Below are 17,740 nucleotides of genomic sequence, written 5' to 3'. Positions count from 1 at the left end.
AATCCATTTCGTAAGAAAATCAACATCCAAACTTCAGCACAGGTTAGTATTAAAAAAGATAATTGCTATTTTAAGCGACACTTAAAATTATTTTTAGGTGAAACCCAAATTATCCCAAATAACCTTAACCTATTCCCATGAAATCCAAACAATGGAAAATACTGGTGCTCACTGTGCTAATCATGACAGTTGGTGCTTTCCTAATTTTATTCAAAGAAAACAAACTTGATCCTACACTTGCAGGAATTCCCTTTGTCTTTTGGACAGGATTTCTAGTAACTGCGCTGACTGTCTTTGCCACCTTTTTGGGGTCAAAAGTTTTTCCATATGAAGATCCGAAGAAGCAATGATTGGATGGTTAATATTCTTTTTCACACTATTCCTGGCGATGCTGGGATACGCTTCCTACCGATCCTATAACAAAGAAAGAACCTCCGATGACTTCATTTTCGCAGGTTCTAACATCGGAACAATATTAGGTTTCCTGACTTTCTCGGCGGCATTATTCTCTGCATTTACCTTTATGGGAATGCCTGATTTCTTCCGAACTCACGGCGTAGGAGCATGGATTTTCCTGGCTTTATCAGATGCCTTGATGGTCTTTTTCCTCATTTGGTTTGGTTATGCGCTGCGCAAAAGAGCTAGTATAAATGGTTATAAAGGAGTCGCTGGATTGATGAAATCCTGCTACGGAAATTCCTTTGCCGGGTATTTAGTCTTTACCAGTGCCTTTCTATTTTTAATCCCTTATGTGGCAATTCAAATTCGAGGGATCTCCATATTCCTTGATGCCGCTTTTCCAGATATGCTTCCTTACTGGTCATGGTCTGCCCTTTTGGTATTCATTATGCTAATCTATTCAGAAATCGGCGGGTTAAAAGCCATCGTGTATAGCGATGCTATTCAGGGAGTAATTATGCTTACTGTGATTTGGATTATCGGCGTGACTTGCCTCAGCATGAGCGGAGGACTGGAAGCCGGACTTGAAAAAGTATCAGCTACAAACCCAGAATTAATCACGCTTCCTGGACCGAAAGGTTTATTCACTTCGCCATTCCTGATCGCTTCAGCCATTGCGATTGTATTGATACCAGTTTCGCAACCTCAATTCACCACGCGATTGGTGGTGATGAAAAACCTGAAATCTGTCCACAGAATGGCTTATGCTGTGGGCATTTTCGCAATGCTGGTAATCTTACCAACTGCATTTATTGGACTCTATGGAGCGATCAAATACCCTGAAGCAAGCACAGCAGATTTCTTGACTAATGCATTGTTGTTTGATCAAGCAGTTCCGGTTGCAGCACTGGCAGTGGTTGGTTTATTTGCCGCCTGTCTTTCTACGACCAATGCACAGATTTTTGCTCTGGGCACCGAACTTAGATCTCTGCTTTCCGGCTCTGACAAAACCAATATGCGGATCACCAAGATCTCTATTATGGTCTTTTCGCTGATCGTATTGGTATTTTCTACCTATATGAGCGATGAGCTGGTTTTACTTGCGCGTGTGAGTTTCACCGGCACGTCTATGATCGCACCAGTAGTATTGGGAGCAGTGATTTTCTCTAAGCCTCCCAAATCTCTAATAGTACTTTCCACGGTTGCTCTAGCCACTTTCATAGGTTCTCTTCTGGAAATTGTACCAGGAAAAATAGCCGGACAACCTATTGATTACTTGATGTACGGTGTCTTATTTGTAGTGACTGCCATCATTATGATCACTCATTCTCAATCACAAAAGAAACAACATGCAACTCAATCCTAACTTTTCCATAAATGATCTTGAAGTTCAACTCAAACGATTTTGGGAGCTTTCCGGAGAAAAAATAAACTTGATTGAATCATCATTTGATACTGCGAATGGTGCACCTGTTTTTACAGAAAAAGGAAAATATGTCACCCGAGGCTGGACGGAATGGACTCAAGGGTTCCAGTACGGTTCTGCAATTCTCCATTTTGATGCGACTGGGGACGAGCAGTTTTTGAAAATAGGCAGAGATAACACCTTGAATAAGATGGCTCCGCACCTCACACATACTGGTGTGCATGATCATGGTTTCAATAATGTGAGTACCTATGGAAACTTGCTTCGTCTGATTAAAGAAGGGAAAATCGAAGGCGCTGATTGGGAGAAAAACTTCTACGAATTAGCCCTGAAAATTAGTGGAGCTGTGCAGGCCATGCGCTGGACTCCTACGGTTGACGGAGGCTATATTTATTCATTTAATGGACCGCATTCGCTTTTTGTGGATACGATTCGCTCGTGCAGAGCTTTGGTCGTCTCACACGGTTTGGGGCATGTGCTGCAGGGTGAAAATGACAAACGAATCTCACTTATCCAGCGAGCGATTCAGCATATTTTGAGCACAATTCGATATTCTATTTACTACGGGAATGGCAGAGACACCTATGATGTTTCTGGTAGAACGGCGCATGAAATCATCTTCAACACAAACGATGGAAATTATCGTTGTCCAAATTCTCAGCAAGGCTACACAGGCTTCAGCACCTGGACTCGTGGTTTGGCTTGGGCTATTTGTGGTATTGGGGAAACGTTGGAAATTTTAGATCAAATTGATGAAAGTGATTATGCTGAGATCATTTCTAAAAGAGACTTGATCAAAGAACTAACTGAGGCGGCAAATGCCACAGCTGAATTTTACTTAGCTAATACTCCTACAGATGGAATTCCTTACTGGGACACGGGAGCGCCAAATTTGCATAAAATGGGAGATTACCTAAACGAGAAATCTGATCCTTTCAATGCGCACGAACCTATAGATTCTTCTGCAGCTTGTATCACCGCTCAGGGATTGATCAGAATTGGGAATTGGCTGAAAAGCTCCGATCCTGAACGATCAGAGAAGTACATAAACGCAGGAATTCAGATAGCGGGTAATCTTTTCGCAGAACCCTATCTATCAACTGATCCAACCCACCAAGGCTTAATCTTACACTCCATTTACCATCAGCCAAATGGCTGGGACTACAGACCAGACCCAGCCAAAGCTCCTTACGGGGAGTCATGTATGTGGGGGGATTACCATGCCCGGGAGCTGGCTTTGCTTATTCAGCGCATGCAAAAAGGAGAAAACTACTACAGCTACTTTAACTGCGTAAGCCAATGAGTACTGGAAAATACAAGCCACAATACCCGAGAGTTGCGCAGCTGAAAACAGCAGAAAATCTTCGTGACCACCTGAATAAAGAAGGTATCAACTTGGGTTTTGATGAAGAGTTAAAAACAGGAGAAAATTCACCCTTTGCGAGAGCCCATACCACACGTGCAGGCAATAAGATTGGAAATGCATTCTGCATTCTTCCCATGGAAGGTTGGGATGGGACTACGGACGGCAAACCTACCGAACTTACCAAAAGACGCTGGAAGAACTTTGCTATCAGCGGAGCCAAATTACTCTGGGGTTGCGAAGCTGTAGCAGTGCAACCTTCCGGGAGAGCAAACCCAAATCAACTCATGATCAATGAGCAAAATCTCGGAGATTTTGATGAGTTATATAAAATGGTAGAAAGTGAGCATAAGGCAGCATTTGGGAACACTGATGATTTGCTCACAGGCCTGCAACTCACACATTCAGGTAGGTTTTGCAAGCCAAATAGCAAAACTCAGATGGAGCCGAAGATTCTATATTCGCATCCAGTGTTGAATAAGAAATTTGGTCTGGCGGATGATTACCCGCTTATGACTGATGGAGAAATATCCGAGCTGATCGATGCCTATGTGATCGCAGCAGTTCGCGCACAAAAGACAGGATATAAGTTCGTGGACATCAAACATTGCCATGGATACTTAGGCCATGAATTCCTGAGTGCTTATGACCGTGAAGGAAAGTATGGTAAGTCACTGGAAAACAGAACCCGTTTTATACGGGAAATTGTAGCAGGAATTAGAGCAGAAGCGCCAGGATTGGAAATTGGAGTCCGCATGAGCATTTTCGACTGGGTGCCATTTAAGCAAGGAACTGAAGGGACAGGAATTCCAGCTGCCGAAAGTCCTTATAACTATGCTTTCGGAGGAAATGAATCCGGGATAGGCGAGAATCTTTCGGAGTCATTTGAGTTTTTGAAAGAATTGGAGAAGCTTGACATAGAATTACTTTGCACCACTGCAGGCAGTCCTTATTACAATCCCCACATTCAGCGCCCAGCACTTTTCCCACCCTCAGATGGTTACATGCCGCCAGAAGATCCATTGCATGGAGTCGCTCGACAAATCGATGCTGTGGCAGAAGTAAAAAAAGCATTCCCTAAATTCTACACCGTCGGATCCGCCTACTCCTACTTGCAGGAATGGTTACCTAATGTGGCTCAAAATGTATTAGAAGCAGGAAAAGCAGATTCAATCGGCTTGGGAAGAATGGTACTGAGTTATCCCGAATTGCCAGCAGATGTTTTGGAAGGAACACCAATGAAGCGGGCAAAAATCTGTCGTACCTTCTCGGATTGTACAACTGCGCCAAGAAACGGAATGATTTCAGGATGCTTTCCACTGGATCCTTTTTACAAAAAAATGGAAATACACGAAACACTTAAAACTATCAAAGCATCATGAGCCGAGTAGCATTAGTCACTGGAGGATCCAGAGGAATTGGTTTGGGAATAGCGCGAAAACTTGCAGAAGCTGGAATCAACTTAGCCATCAATGGAGTTCGTGAGGAAGCGAGTGTACGGGAAGCTTTGGAAGAACTGAAAGGCTATGGTGTCCGAGTAGAGTATCTGCAGGGGAACATCGCTTCAGGTGAGGATCGTCAAGGAATTGTTGAAGGCTTGTTAGCGAAATTTGGTAAAATCGATATTCTGGTCAACAATGCCGGAGTGGCTCCACGAACTAGAAGTGATTTCTTCGACGTGACTGAAGAAGATTATGATCATCTGATGGAGATCAATCAAAAAGGCACTTTTTTCTTAACCCAAGCTATCGCAAAATGGATGGCTGATTTGAAAACAACCAATCCTGATTCAGAAATCTCAATAGTCAACATCACTTCTATTTCCTCCACTGTTGCCTCCACAACCCGTGCTTCCTATTGTATGTCTAAGTCAGCTTTATCCATGCTTTCTAAGGTTTTAGCGGTGAAAATGGCAGAATTTGACATCCCGGTTTATGAAATTCGTCCTGGGGTAATAGAGACGGATATGATAGAAAAAGTGCGAGAAACTTACCATCAAGGAGTTAAAAACGGAATGACACTAGAGCGAAGAATGGGAGTTCCTGAGGATATTGGCAAAGTAGTCGCTGCCTTAGTGAATGGTGATCTTCCCTATTCCACAGGCCAGGTAATTTGTGCCGATGGAGGAATGACAATTTCTAGGATGTAGAAAAAATCATGTCACATGATTATCAAGGTTAGTTAGTTTAATCTCTTAACTTTTTAAACCGGAGGTAATTGTCCGACATTCGGTCAGGAAGACAGTAGACACAATTCATTAATCCTATTTTTCACAGGAAATTGGGAAATCAAACTTCATTTAGGTGTTGCAAAGTCTAATCAATTTCTCGAGTTTGTAGCATCCTAACACTAGAAACCCATGACCTTTCGCATACTATTCTCTTTCCTCTTCCTTTTTTTCTTCAGTTTCCAATCTATCGCCCAGCAGAAGCGAACCAAAATTGGAGTAGCTGGACTCACACACGGACATGTTGGTTGGATTCTAAATGCAAAAGATCGCGCTGATTTGGAAATCGTCGGAATTGCTGAACCTAATAGAGACTTGGCAAAACGTCTAACTGAGCAGCATGGGATTTCCATGGATTTGGTTTTTGACACCATGGAAGAAATGCTTGAAAAGACCAAACCAGAAGCGGTGACTGCTTTTGGAAACATCTATGATCACTTAGCTGTGGTCGAGGCTTGTGCTCCAAGAGGAATTCATGTGATGGTGGAAAAGCCATTGGCGGTAAGTCTAGAACATGCTAAAAAGATGAAAGCTCTTGCTCAGAAACACAACATTCATCTTATCACAAACTACGAGACAACTTGGTACCCTAGCACTTTCAAAGCTTATGAAGTACTTCAAAGTGGAGAGGTAGGAGACCTTCGGAAAATCGTAGTACGTGACGGTCATAAAGGACCGAAAAACATTGGTGTAAGTGAAGAATTCCTAGAATGGCTGACTGACCCTAAATTAAATGGCGGCGGTGCAATCATCGATTTTGGTTGCTATGGAGCAAATCTTGTGACTTGGTTGGAAAATGGGAAAAGGCCTAAATCTGTAACTGCTGTGACTCAACAGCTTCAGCCTGAAAACAATCCAAAGGTAGATGATGAGGCTACGATTATTCTTAATTATGAAGATTCCCAAGCTACTATTCAGGCCTCTTGGAACTGGCCAATTGGCAGAAAAGACATGGAAATCTATGGACTTACCGGAGTGATTTACGCAGACAATCCCACTGATGTTCGCATTCTATCTGCTGAAGGATATTCAGGTTTTGAAGAAGAAAAGTTAAAACTTGAATATCAGAACACACCTTTTGAAGATCCATTCACACTGTTCCTAGCAGTGATTAATGATGATCTAACTCTTGAGGAATATGCTCTACCTTCTTTGGAAAATAACATGATCGTTGTAGAAATTCTCTCTGCAGCCGTGGAAAGTGCAAAGACAGGAAAGACGGTTTATTTGAAGTAGGAAGCTGGAATCCGGAAGCTTCAGCCAACCCTTTTGAACAAATAAAAAAAGCCGTTCGTGTGACACGAACGGCGGCAAATAGTTTGCAACTCTATATTTCTTGATTCTAGAATCTTGGTTCTCCCATTTGAAACCTTGCTACTTATATCTTGATACTAGCTACTTCTTAAAGCTCTTTAATCTTCAAATTCTTAAATATCACTCCCTGCCCTTCACTTTGTAAACCAATATAACCTTCATTCAAAAGCTTGCCATCTTCCTTGTATTTTGGGTCAAATCCTTGGGTAACTCCGCCACCAATTTGTGGTAAGGTGTATCTAAGAACCTCTTCATCATTAACTAGGTGGATCACCAATGAATCGCCATAAACGATCAAATCAGCCTTTACCCATTCGGCCCACTTGAAAGTCGGCGATGTGGAGTTAATGCAATGTCTGGGATCTTTTTTCCCTTCGAAAAATACATCCGTGCCTGGTGAACACATATTTCCCGTCGGCCTAGCCACTCCTTCTTCCTCTTCAGCTAGCATTTGCCATTCCACAGAAATCGGCCAATCCTGCTCTTTTAGAATCGTCTCAGGCGCTTGAGAATGGAACATCACTCCACTATTCCTGTAAGTATAGCTCGCTGCATCCTCCAGCCACTGATCTGTAAATCTGTATTCCCATGTCATATGGAAGGATGAAAAAGGCTTCTTGTAAAACAAGTGTCCATAGCGATCATTGAAGCCTTCATTGTAATCATCGTAATTAACTTCTATAGCGCCGTCGACTACGCGAAACGTATTTTGGTAATTTTCACCGGTCTCGTGATGGTAAATTTTCGGAGTCCAATCTTCTAGATTTTGTCCATTAAACATTTCTATCCATTCTGCTTTGGGCTCTTCGGAGACCATCACTTCTTTCTTCTCAGAACTACAGGAAATGAGTACGCTACCCATCAAGGAAGCAAATAGTACTTTTCTAAACATGGAAATCAGGGTTGATGTAAAAAGATAAAAGTAAGTTAAGGAATTCTGGGGTTCTGATTAACTCTTTTAGATGAGTGCACGCTTTCTAGGAAGTATGGCAAGCTTTGAATGACTTTCCTGTCAAAAACTGAAATGCATGTTTCTCTATTTTGGCAGTAATTGATTCTGGACTCCCCATAATTTCTCCATCAATTTGAAACTTAGCGCCTGTTGGATTCAAAAGTTGGCATGAATCTACTGACCAAGTCTGCACACTTTCCAATTGGTCCAGATCTCCCTTAAAAAATGCCATTGTCATTTTCAAATAATCCTCAGCAGACTGCGGATTAATGGAAATGACCTCAAATTTCCCATCGCCCATTTTACCTCTACAGTTCACAATTGCCCCCGTTCCGTATCGATCTCCATTGGCTAGAACGATCATTTTAGCCTTAATTTCGATTACCTCAGTTTCCAGAACAAGTTGAAAGTGGGCTTCCTCTGCACCAAAAATCTCAGAAAACGAATTCTTCACATAGCCAAACATGCCTCGGGATTCCTCCTCCTCAAATTTTTTGATCAGATTGGCATTCATTCCAAAGTCGGCTAAATGAAGACAAAGTTCGCCATTGATGTAGATAGCATCTATTGCCTGAGGGTTAAAATCATGAATAGCTTCCCAAGAATCCACCAAATCATTAATTTCCATACATTTAGCCAGGCCGTTGGCTGAGCCTAAAGGCAAAATGCAAAGAGGGACATTCTTGCCATGCAGCGTATTTGCAACCAACTTAACTGTACCATCTCCCCCACCAATCAGAACCAAATCAGGAAGGAGCTCTTCAAATTTCTTTATTAATTTTTCATCATCCTTTTCACCAGTAGTTTTCCATAATTCAAGGAAAAAATCCGGCAATTTAACTTCAGCTAGTTCCAGAAGCTCAGCTTCGGTAATAGAATCATTCCCAGAAATAGGATTGAAAACTAAGAGACATTTTCTAGTCATTCATTTGAAAAGTTTGCCTAATTAAAAATTGATTCATTCTCGACTATTTGAATTGCCTCCTTGGATGAGGATATAAAATGAAAGTGATTAAACCCAGCCAAATTCTTTAACTCATTCTCTCTATTCTCATCCAATTTCCCAACAATTCTAATGAATACATCCTTGATTCTTCCGGGATAGTTCTTTATCACTTCAGCATAAATCTCAGGATCATGCTGTCCACTATCTCCGATCAAATAGAACTGCATCTCTGGATACATTTCCATAAGCAGCTCGATCTTCTTAAGTTTATGCGTATGGTCTCCTCCCCCTGACTTCCATATGTTTTTCAGGTTGATATGCTTATCCTTTAGCAAAATAGGGCCATTTGGAATATGCCTATATTTCAGAAAATCCCGAATCATATCATAAAGTGACCAATCACTACTTGACACATAGAAAATCGGTATTTCCATATCCTCGGTAATCTTCTTATAAAATTCAGACACACCAGGCAAGGGCCTTCTAGTGTATGCATTCTTGGAGATAGAAAGCCAGAACTTTTTACCCAAATCAGTAGAATGAGATATTATAATCGTATCATCAATATCTGAAATCACCCCAAGATTTCCGGAGTACCTAACTACCTCCATGCGTACTACTGGAGACTTTTTAGTCACTGGCTCCAACACCTGATAGGTTACAAATTCATTTATCTCTGTACTGGGTTGGGAGTCCCCGATCTGTAGCTCAAAAACCCCATCTTCATCGGTTGATACAATAAAGCTTTTTTCCTGAAAGGTGATTTCAACCTTCGCAAGGGAAACAGAAGAACCTGAATATCTTTTGACTGCCGAAATGATATTTGAGAACCAATTATGCCGGGAAGACGGCCTCTTCTCTGTGTAGGCCTTTATTACTCTTCCCTTGAAAAAAACCTCATCTTCATTTCCAAAGGCTAAGAAAGGTTCTACTCTTATTTTATCCTGTTTTGAAATACTCATCAAATGTACCACAAGTTGATAAGCCATTATTAAGGCAAAAACTACGCATATTATGGTGAGTACATTTTTCATTCGACTAGTTACTTACTAAGACTTAGATCCAAATTAATGCTTCCAGTCGTACTGATCTATCTCTTCTAAACAGGTTTTCAACAACGCAATCGAGTCTGCAATATCTTTCTTGTGCGCCATTTCTATCACCTGATGTAGATGTCGGGTTGGAATTGAAATCGCTCCAGCTATTGCACCCTGCTTGCCCATACGCTGCACGCCTGCTGTATCTGTTCCGCCGGCTACAAGTATCTCAGGCTGCCAAGAGATCTTTGCTTTGTCTGCTGTTTGCTTCATAAATTCTACCATGCGGTAATCACAGATGGTCATCGCATCCATTATCTTGATCGCCGTACCTTTACCTAATTCAGTCACTTTTTCGTGAGCCTGAGCTCCAGGTACATCAAAAGCAATCGTGGTGTCCAAAGCAATCCCAAAATCAGGATTAATACCATGCGCTGCTACATTGGCACCACGTAAACCAACCTCTTCCTGCACGGTGAAGGTAGCATAGACATCATAAGCAGGGTTTTCAAGTTGCTTAAGAGTTTCAATAAGAATGAACACAGCAACGCGGTTATCTATAGATTTACAATTCACACAATCACCCATCTCGATCAATTCCCTATCTCGAGTTACTGGATCTCCTACGGTAATGTATTTTTCCACCTCTTCTTTGGACATTCCCAGATCTATGAAAAAATCTGTCGTCTTTGGAAGTTTTGTTCTCTCTTCAGCTGACATTACATGGATAGGTTTACTTCCCATCACGCCTACCAGATCTTTTTTGCCATGTACGATCACACGCTGCGCCGTGAGAGTCTTTGGATCAAAACCTCCCAATGTATGAAATCTCAAAAAACCATTATCATCAATATGTGTAACAATAAAACCAATCTCATCCATGTGAGCTGCGATCATTACCCGCTTACCATCAGGATTTCTTTTACCTTTTTTGATAGCGATCACATTGCCGATATTATCTACTTTGACTTCATCAGCTAATGGAGTGACCAAATCAATCACCATATCACGAACTCTTTTCTCAAAACCAGGTGCTCCGGCGATTTCACAAATTTCCTTAAGAAGGGCTACGTTTATATCCATTTTGTATTTTTTTCTGATTAGGTGAAATTAAGAATTTGAACTGTCTTGAAAGAAAAAAGGCACAAAGAATAACTTCTCTGTGCCTTAATAATTCTATATGAATAATAGCTTCTCTACCAGTAAGGAGGCAAAAGCAATGTAGGTAATGTTAAAATTAAGCATTGAGTCCGCTTCGATCTTCCGATGAGATAAGCAAAGATCCTAAGGTGAATGACATCATTGCGGATAATCTAATTATTCCAATACTCTATTCGAATTCATTCGAATGATTTTGTTTAATAGGCTCTTACGGTCTTGCCTTCCATGAAATTCACAAATGATTTATTCACTACGCGCATACCGCCAGTAGTAGGATAATCGCCAGTGAAATACCAATCTCCCAAGTGATCAGGACAGCATTTATGTAAGTTTTCCACAGTTTGATAAAGAACTACCACTTCAGCTTTGATATCATCATTGGTAACGATCTCAGAGATTTTCTCTGAAATCTCATCATCCGTAAAAGAGCTGTAAACGCCTTTGACGAAATTCTCCGTAGAATATGGTTGTGCTACACATGAATCATGAACCTGTTCTAGTGTGTAGTCAATTTTTCGTTCTTTGATCAAGGCTAATGCAGCTCTGAAAGCAATAAATTCCTTCATTTTCGACATATCGATTCCGTAGCAATCAGGGAATCTAATCTGTGGAGCAGAAGAAACTATAATGATTCGCTTTGGATTTAACTTATCCAGCGTTGTCAAGATACTTTTCTCTAGTGTAGTTCCCCTGACGATACTGTCGTCAATTACCACTAGGGTATCGACACCAGGCTTGATTACCTCATAGGTGGTATCATAAACATTGGCGACTATGGAATCACGATCTTCGTCGTTGGTGATGAATGTACGCAATTTCACATCTTTGCTCACCAGCTTTTCCACTCTTGGTCGGAAATTCAATAGCTCATCCAAATCCCCCATATGAGGTTTGCCGTCCACAAAGACTTCTCTTCGTTTGGCCGCCAAATAATCCTCCAAGCCTTCAATCATTCCTAGGAACGCAGTTTCAGCAGTATTTGGAATGTATGAAAAAACAGTGTTTTTAAGATCAAAATCAATCGCTTTCAAAATCTGAGGGATCAATGCCTTCCCAAGATTTTTTCTTTCCTGATAGATATTTGGATCAGTTCCTCTAGAGAAATAGATTCGCTCAAATGAGCACGACTTCTTCTCCCTTGCAGGCATAATTTCTGATTCTGCAAAAGACCCATCTTTATTGATCACCAAAGCATGCCCTGGCTGAATTTCTTTGATTGAATTGAAATTAATATTGAAGGCGGATTTGATTGCAGGCTTTTCTGATGCAACCACAATCACCTCATCATCGGCGTAATAATATGCCGGACGAATACCGGAAGGATCCCGAACTACGAACGCTGAGCCATTCCCTACGATGCCCGCCATAGCATATCCCCCATCGAAATCTCTACATGATCTCCTAAGGATTCTAGCCATGTCCAATTCGTCCTCAATCACCTGAGTGATCTGCTCATTGGAGAATTGGTGTTTATATTTATCAAAAATTCGTTGATTTTCCTCGTCAAGGAAGTGACCGATTTTCTCCATCACAGTGACTGTATCAGTCTTTTCCTTTGGGTGCTGACCAAGCTGAACGAGCTTATCAAAAAGCTCCTCTACGTTAGTCATGTTGAAGTTACCGGCCATTACCAGGTTTCGGCTTCTCCAGTTATTTTGCTTAAGGAAAGGATGGCAAGTCTCAATTGAGTTTTCACCATGAGTTCCGTATCTCAGGTGCCCCAGCCATACTTCTCCAGTGAAAGCAATGTTTTCTTTCAGCCAATTTCCATCAGTCAATGCATCATGACCTCCGATTTTCTTGGCCTTCTTATATTTCCTGTTGATTTTGTCAAAAATGTAGTTGACAGCTGATGGCTCAATAGATCTGTATCTACTAATGTATCGAGTACCAGGCTTAGTGTCTATTTTGACATTGGCGACACCTGCGCCATCCTGCCCTCTATTGATTTGTTTTTGCATCAGGACATACAACCTGTTAGAAGCAAAAGCAGCTGTCCCGTACTTATCAATGTAATATTGGGCAGGTTTTCGCAATCTAATCATTGCTATGCCGCATTCGTGTTTGATAGCGTCACTCATAGAGTCTGGCAAATGTTATTTTGAAGAATCAAAGGTAATTGTTTTCTGAAGATATTTTCGGCAAAATAAGTTCTCTTTGCTTCCAATAAATTTGGCAAATCATACTCATTTTGACATTTCTCAAATCCATATAATTCAAGTCAAACCCCAATTCCCCTGATAATCTGAGATTAAATTCTGCGCATAGAATTAGCTAACTCCCTTCAAAATCAGCCCTATCTCTTACCAATCGAAGTTGGTAAAAGGATCATTGTCTAGTTTCCCCAATTAAAAACACGGGGCAGAAACCCCTGGTTTATGCATAAACTCAACCTTTATACTAATGTTCAAAGAATGTAAAATTTTTGAAATTATTTTATGTATATCCGCTTTTGTTCCAGTATGGAGTCAAAAGCACAAAAGGATTTTTTAAACTTAAGAATTGAGGCCGCTTCAGCCTGTCCCGCCTGTGCGGGAGTCTTCGGTCATTCGGTCTTCCGACCAGGTAAGCAAAGAATCTAAGGTGACTGGCATCTTTGCGGATAATCATAAATTCTTCTTATTCCATAATTACCTGAAGTGTCAGTTTTACATATGCATCATTGTTATTGAAATTCTACATGCCTGAAGGGATGACAAATTCGTGATTGAAATGATGTAATTCCCGCAACTGGTATTGGCAACTTTCTGACAAATCCTCTGATGTCATACCTAATTTGTATGTTCCAAAGCAAATGCGAAAAACCTTTAGATTTCTACTTTTAAAAAACCACCCTACGATAATTCTAAGGACAAAATCACCTCACTAGTTGAGATATTCAGAGAATAAATTAAAGATTAGTTGTCTATTGACCCTTAGCAAAAATGCATAGCGCACTTGTCTGGTGCTTTTTTTGTTAATTACCCATCAAAAGAATTTAATTCATGAAGCATATACTATTAGTTGAGGATGATCTGACCTATTCAAGAATTGTCAAGACCTTTCTTGAGAAAAATGGATTCACCGTTCAAACTGCAATAAAAGTCAAAGAAGCTCAGCAATTTTTTAGCAATTCTAAGTTCGATTTGATTATTGCTGATTTCAGGCTGCCCGATGGTACAGGTATGGAGCTTCTCCAATGGTCCAAAAGTAACTACCCCCAAACTCAAGTAATCCTGATTACTCACTACTCAGATATCCGAATTGCTATCAAGGCTATGAAGCTTGGGGCATTTGAGTACATCACTAAGCCTATCAATCCAGATGAACTTCTAGCAACTGTCCAGGAATCTTTGTCTGCTAAAGTTCCTGAGCAAGCTGCAGCGGTAGCTTCTAGCGCTTCCACTTCTTTATCCAAGATAAAATCCGAAAGCAGCTATGTAATAGGTAGTTCGGCGGAAGCGGAGAAACTTGAGAAACACATTCAGCTAGTGGCTCCTACCGATCTCAGCGTTTTGGTGCTTGGGGAAACAGGAACTGGAAAAGAATTCATTTCTAGAAGAATTCATGATTTCTCTACGCGTAAGGACGGTCCATTCATCGCATTGGACTGTGGGGCTTTGCCCAAAGAATTGGCCGGAAGTGAATTATTTGGGCATGTAAAAGGAGCTTTCACTGGCGCATTGGAAAATAAAACCGGTCACTTTGAAATGGCAAATGGCGGGACAATTTTCCTAGATGAAATCGGAAACCTGAGTTATGAAGTTCAAATCCAACTGCTTCGGGCAATTCAGGAAAGAACTATAAGAAAAATCGGAGGAAATAAAGAAATCCAGATCGATGTGCGGATTATCGCCGCCACAAATGACAATTTAATCTTACAAGCTGGGGACGGTCATTTCCGTGAGGATTTGTACCACAGACTTAACGAGTTTACACTTAGCGCAATACCTCTGCGTAATAAGAAAGAGGATTTGGAAGACTTTGCAGACCAATTTCTTGATGAAAGCAATGAGCGACTTGGTAAAAATGTGAAAGGTTTCTCGCCGGACGTTTGGGAGATTTTCCTTGCATATGATTGGCCAGGGAATCTAAGAGAATTACGAAATATCATTAAACGTGCTGTCCTCTTGACTTCTGGCTCTCATGTAGAAAAAGATGCTTTGCCAGCAGATCTTTATGAACCGTCTGTGAGTGTTGCAGGCAACTCTATTAGTCTTGGTGGTTATTCCCGTAGTTCAGAATTACCATCTCCAAAAGATTACAAATCACAATGGGTTGAGCAGGAAAAGGAATTGATTCAAAAGGTCTTGATGGACACCAAATTCAACAAGTCCAAAACTGCACGCATACTTAATATGGATCGAAAGACGCTATACAGCAAAATGGAAAAGTACGGATTGGACTAAAACCTACACATTCACTGATTTGTCAATGGTCTCGGTAAGTGCTGAAAGTAAGATGCGGATCTCCTCATCCAACTGATTCAGCGAATCACCGAGGCCATTTTTATTACCTATTTTCAAGCTGTTCTCTACCTTTCTGGCAGTTTGCCCAGCCGAACTCTTGATCTGCCCTAGACGACTTCCTAGCTGATGACAGATTTCAAGAATCCCCTCAAAATCATCATTTTTTCTAGCCTTATTGATCTTATCCAAGTCCTTTTGAGTCTCCACCACAAGCTCTCGCACAATATCCTGCAGCAACAGTTCATCACCCATGCAGAATCTCGCCAAATCTTTCAATTGGAATAAGCTACTCTCCGAATCGCTGACTTTTTGACTAGCTGTGGGTGCTTTCAATACATGATTTGGAAAAAAGGTACCTAATATCTGAATCAAGACTCGTTCTTGAAAAGGCTTGAAGATAATTTCAGTAAAACCACTTTCCATCATCTTGTCTCGTTCTTCGATGAACACATTTGCAGTCATCGCCATGATCGGAATCTCCTTGTACAAATCCACAGAACGCAGTTTATCTACCACATCGAACCCGGAAAACTCCGGCATCTGTATATCCAAAATCGCCAAATCAAAAGCTACGGGAACAAACTCGTCTCTAAAGTTAGTACCGCCAGGATAGGCAATAACTGAAGCTCCAAAGTAACTTAGGATTGTTTCCAAATACCTAATCCCTACTTTGTCGTCATCCACAAGTAGGATTTTCAGACCAGAAAGATCCAAAGAAACAATTTCATCAGGGTTGAATTCCACATGCTGCGCTTCCGTTGCCTTCATAGGTAATTCCACTCGCATGGTAGTACCTTCATGTTCTATGCTGGAAGCGTTGATCTCCCCTCCCATCAAGGAAACAAGGCGTTGGACGATTGCCAAACCAAGACCCGTACCACCGTATTTTCGGGAAATCGACGTGTCCGCCTGATCAAATTCACGAAACACCTTATCCAAAACTGCTGGAGACATTCCTATCCCCGTGTCCCTTATTTCCACATTTAGTAGACTATCTACCCACCACACAATTACTCGGATTGAACCCTCCGAGGTAAATTTAAAAGCATTGCTCAGAAGGTTGTTCAGGATTTGTTTCAAGCGAAGCTGATCACCGATGAGCCATTTGTCATCTGGCAAGTCTAGAGACCATTCAAAATCAACTTTTTTCTCCGCAGCCTGCAATTCAAAGAAACTCTGAAGAGATGAGAAAAGAGATGCCGGATCAAATGGGTTTGCCTCTAATTTCAATTTACCCGCTTCCAACTTGGAGAAATCTAATACCTCATCCACGATTTCCATCAGCGTATCCGAGGCAAAACCTATCATTCTTAGATGTGATTGCTGACTCGAATTGAGTTCGGATTTCTCCATCACTGAACGGTATCCCTGAATCACATGAAGCGGATTTCTAATCTCATGACTCATGTTCGCTAAGAATTCCTGCTTGGACCTCGCCAGCTGCTCTGATTTTTGGCGTGATATCTCCAGGTTTTCCTGGTATTTTTTGGTCACTTTGATTTCCTTCAAAATCGAATAAACCATAATTGCTGCGCCCAGCACTGCAAAAACTACAATCATGATCAAAAAATAAGTCATGTCATAGGTTAGCTTATACGCGGAGTCGTTTTGAGTATTTGATTTTTCAATCGCCCGCTGCTGCAACGTGACCACTAGGTTCTGAATCGTCTTAATAATCTTACTTTGACTGATGGAAATATCAGATTCCATCTTAGCAAGCTTCTGTCTCTGAAAAGACTCCTCGCGGTTTACTCTATTGATTACCCCTTTGATATTGTAAAGTACACTATCCAATGTCTGACCTTGGGGAAGGTTAGAGTCCCTGAAATTCTGTCTTTGTAAATCCCGCAGATAAGCTATTGACTTATCATCTTCAGTAGTTATAATGGCTTTCTGTGGTACTTTACTGATTTTGGCTTCCTGTCGTGAAGAAATTTCCTGCTGTAGCTCATTAAAAAGATTTTCTTTGGGATTGATTTTTTCAATTGGTTTTTGCTCGAGACTAGCTGCTCTTCTTCGAATTCCAAGCTCTACTTTATTAAGTGCTTCCTTCGTGAAATTCCTACTTGCCATACTTGACTTTACCTCATACAAATTCACATAGCCAAGGATGAGCGTATCAAGGTTCGTCTGTACACTCTGAATATAAGAGATTTCCAAAGAATCCTCTGCCAGCAAAGCTAGTTCCTGTAGCTTAGTCTTGAGGGAGGTCACACTGGAGTCCTGTATCCTAAAGTCCGACTCCACACCAGAGAGATCCAGCTGGGTGATTTCAATAATCTTGGATTGAAGCTCGTTAAGAAGGTTGAGTTTTTGATTTGGAGCAGCTAATTCCCCCATTGTTTGAAGGAGCCTATTTTGGGTATAATAGGTCATCCCTGCTATTCCAATTAAGAAAATAGCGGCTAAGAAAAAGCCTGCGACGACTTTTCCTGCAGTATTGGAACTTGGGGATTTTTTTTTCATG

General features: G+C 41.1%; 13 protein-coding genes. 7 read left to right on the top strand and 6 right to left on the bottom strand.

Features of this window, described 5'->3' with window-relative positions:
- Window positions 1-137 precede the first annotated feature (137 nt).
- The 6 genes from AACZ87_RS08175 to AACZ87_RS08150 all read left to right on the top strand — a co-directional run bounded on the left by AACZ87_RS08175 (window position 138) and on the right by AACZ87_RS08150 (window position 6,651).
- Complete coding sequence (locus AACZ87_RS08175; RefSeq protein ID WP_339866306.1) at window positions 138-350, top strand: hypothetical protein; 213 nt, start codon at window positions 138-140, stop codon at window positions 348-350.
- Window positions 347-1,765 carry a sodium:solute symporter family protein gene (locus tag AACZ87_RS08170; protein ID WP_339866305.1) on the top strand — a complete coding sequence of 473 codons (1,419 nt, stop codon included), beginning with the start codon at window positions 347-349 and terminating at the stop codon, window positions 1,763-1,765. The genes AACZ87_RS08175 and AACZ87_RS08170 overlap by 4 nt, the downstream gene beginning before the upstream one ends.
- Complete coding sequence (locus AACZ87_RS08165) at window positions 1,749-3,128, top strand: glycosyl hydrolase (protein WP_339866303.1); 1,380 nt, start codon at window positions 1,749-1,751, stop codon at window positions 3,126-3,128. The genes AACZ87_RS08170 and AACZ87_RS08165 overlap by 17 nt, the downstream gene beginning before the upstream one ends.
- The gene (locus AACZ87_RS08160; RefSeq protein WP_339866302.1) at window positions 3,125-4,570 is read left to right on the top strand and encodes an NADH:flavin oxidoreductase; all 1,446 of its coding nucleotides are present in this window, start codon (window positions 3,125-3,127) and stop codon (window positions 4,568-4,570) included. Before AACZ87_RS08165 ends, AACZ87_RS08160 begins: the two co-directional genes overlap by 4 nt.
- Window positions 4,567-5,337: a 3-ketoacyl-ACP reductase gene (locus AACZ87_RS08155; RefSeq protein WP_339866300.1), complete on the top strand. Its 771-nt coding sequence runs from the start codon at window positions 4,567-4,569 to the stop codon at window positions 5,335-5,337. The genes AACZ87_RS08160 and AACZ87_RS08155 overlap by 4 nt, the downstream gene beginning before the upstream one ends.
- Before the next feature lie 210 nt (window positions 5,338-5,547).
- Window positions 5,548-6,651, top strand: a complete 1,104-nt coding sequence (locus tag AACZ87_RS08150; protein WP_339866298.1) for a Gfo/Idh/MocA family oxidoreductase — start codon at window positions 5,548-5,550, stop codon at window positions 6,649-6,651.
- Window positions 6,652-6,817: 166 nt separating this feature from the next.
- On the opposite strand, the gene AACZ87_RS08145 is transcribed toward AACZ87_RS08150, so the two are convergent.
- The 5 genes from AACZ87_RS08145 to AACZ87_RS08125 all read right to left on the bottom strand — a co-directional run bounded on the left by AACZ87_RS08145 (window position 6,818) and on the right by AACZ87_RS08125 (window position 12,906).
- Window positions 6,818-7,546: a DUF1080 domain-containing protein gene (locus tag AACZ87_RS08145; protein ID WP_339866621.1), complete on the bottom strand. Its 729-nt coding sequence runs from the start codon at window positions 7,544-7,546 to the stop codon at window positions 6,818-6,820.
- A gap of 160 nt (window positions 7,547-7,706) precedes the next feature.
- The gene (locus tag AACZ87_RS08140) at window positions 7,707-8,606 is read right to left on the bottom strand and encodes a diacylglycerol kinase family protein (protein WP_339866296.1); all 900 of its coding nucleotides are present in this window, start codon (window positions 8,604-8,606) and stop codon (window positions 7,707-7,709) included.
- 17 nt (window positions 8,607-8,623) lie between these two features.
- Window positions 8,624-9,661 (bottom strand): phosphatase domain-containing protein, encoded by a 1,038-nt coding sequence (locus AACZ87_RS08135; protein ID WP_339866295.1) that lies wholly within the window; start codon window positions 9,659-9,661, stop codon window positions 8,624-8,626.
- Between the two features lie 33 nt (window positions 9,662-9,694).
- A complete protein-coding gene (locus tag AACZ87_RS08130; RefSeq protein ID WP_339866294.1) occupies window positions 9,695-10,747 on the bottom strand; it encodes a M42 family metallopeptidase in 1,053 nt (350 codons plus the stop codon).
- A gap of 275 nt (window positions 10,748-11,022) precedes the next feature.
- The gene (locus AACZ87_RS08125) at window positions 11,023-12,906 is read right to left on the bottom strand and encodes an amidophosphoribosyltransferase (protein ID WP_339866292.1); all 1,884 of its coding nucleotides are present in this window, start codon (window positions 12,904-12,906) and stop codon (window positions 11,023-11,025) included.
- Window positions 12,907-13,809: 903 nt separating this feature from the next.
- Here AACZ87_RS08125 and AACZ87_RS08120 point away from each other — a divergent pair.
- The gene (locus tag AACZ87_RS08120; RefSeq protein WP_339866291.1) at window positions 13,810-15,213 is read left to right on the top strand and encodes a sigma-54 dependent transcriptional regulator; all 1,404 of its coding nucleotides are present in this window, start codon (window positions 13,810-13,812) and stop codon (window positions 15,211-15,213) included.
- A 3-nt stretch (window positions 15,214-15,216) separates the two neighbouring features.
- Here AACZ87_RS08120 and AACZ87_RS08115 read toward each other — a convergent pair whose 3' ends face one another.
- Window positions 15,217-17,739 (bottom strand): ATP-binding protein, encoded by a 2,523-nt coding sequence (locus AACZ87_RS08115; protein ID WP_339866289.1) that lies wholly within the window; start codon window positions 17,737-17,739, stop codon window positions 15,217-15,219.
- Window position 17,740: the final 1 nt, after the last annotated feature.

The sequence above is a fragment of the uncultured Algoriphagus sp. genome (assembly GCF_963974365.1).
GTDB lineage: Bacteria > Bacteroidota > Bacteroidia > Cytophagales > Cyclobacteriaceae > Algoriphagus.
Note: the sequence above shows the minus strand (reverse complement) of the source record. Positions and strands in the feature narration are given on the sequence as shown.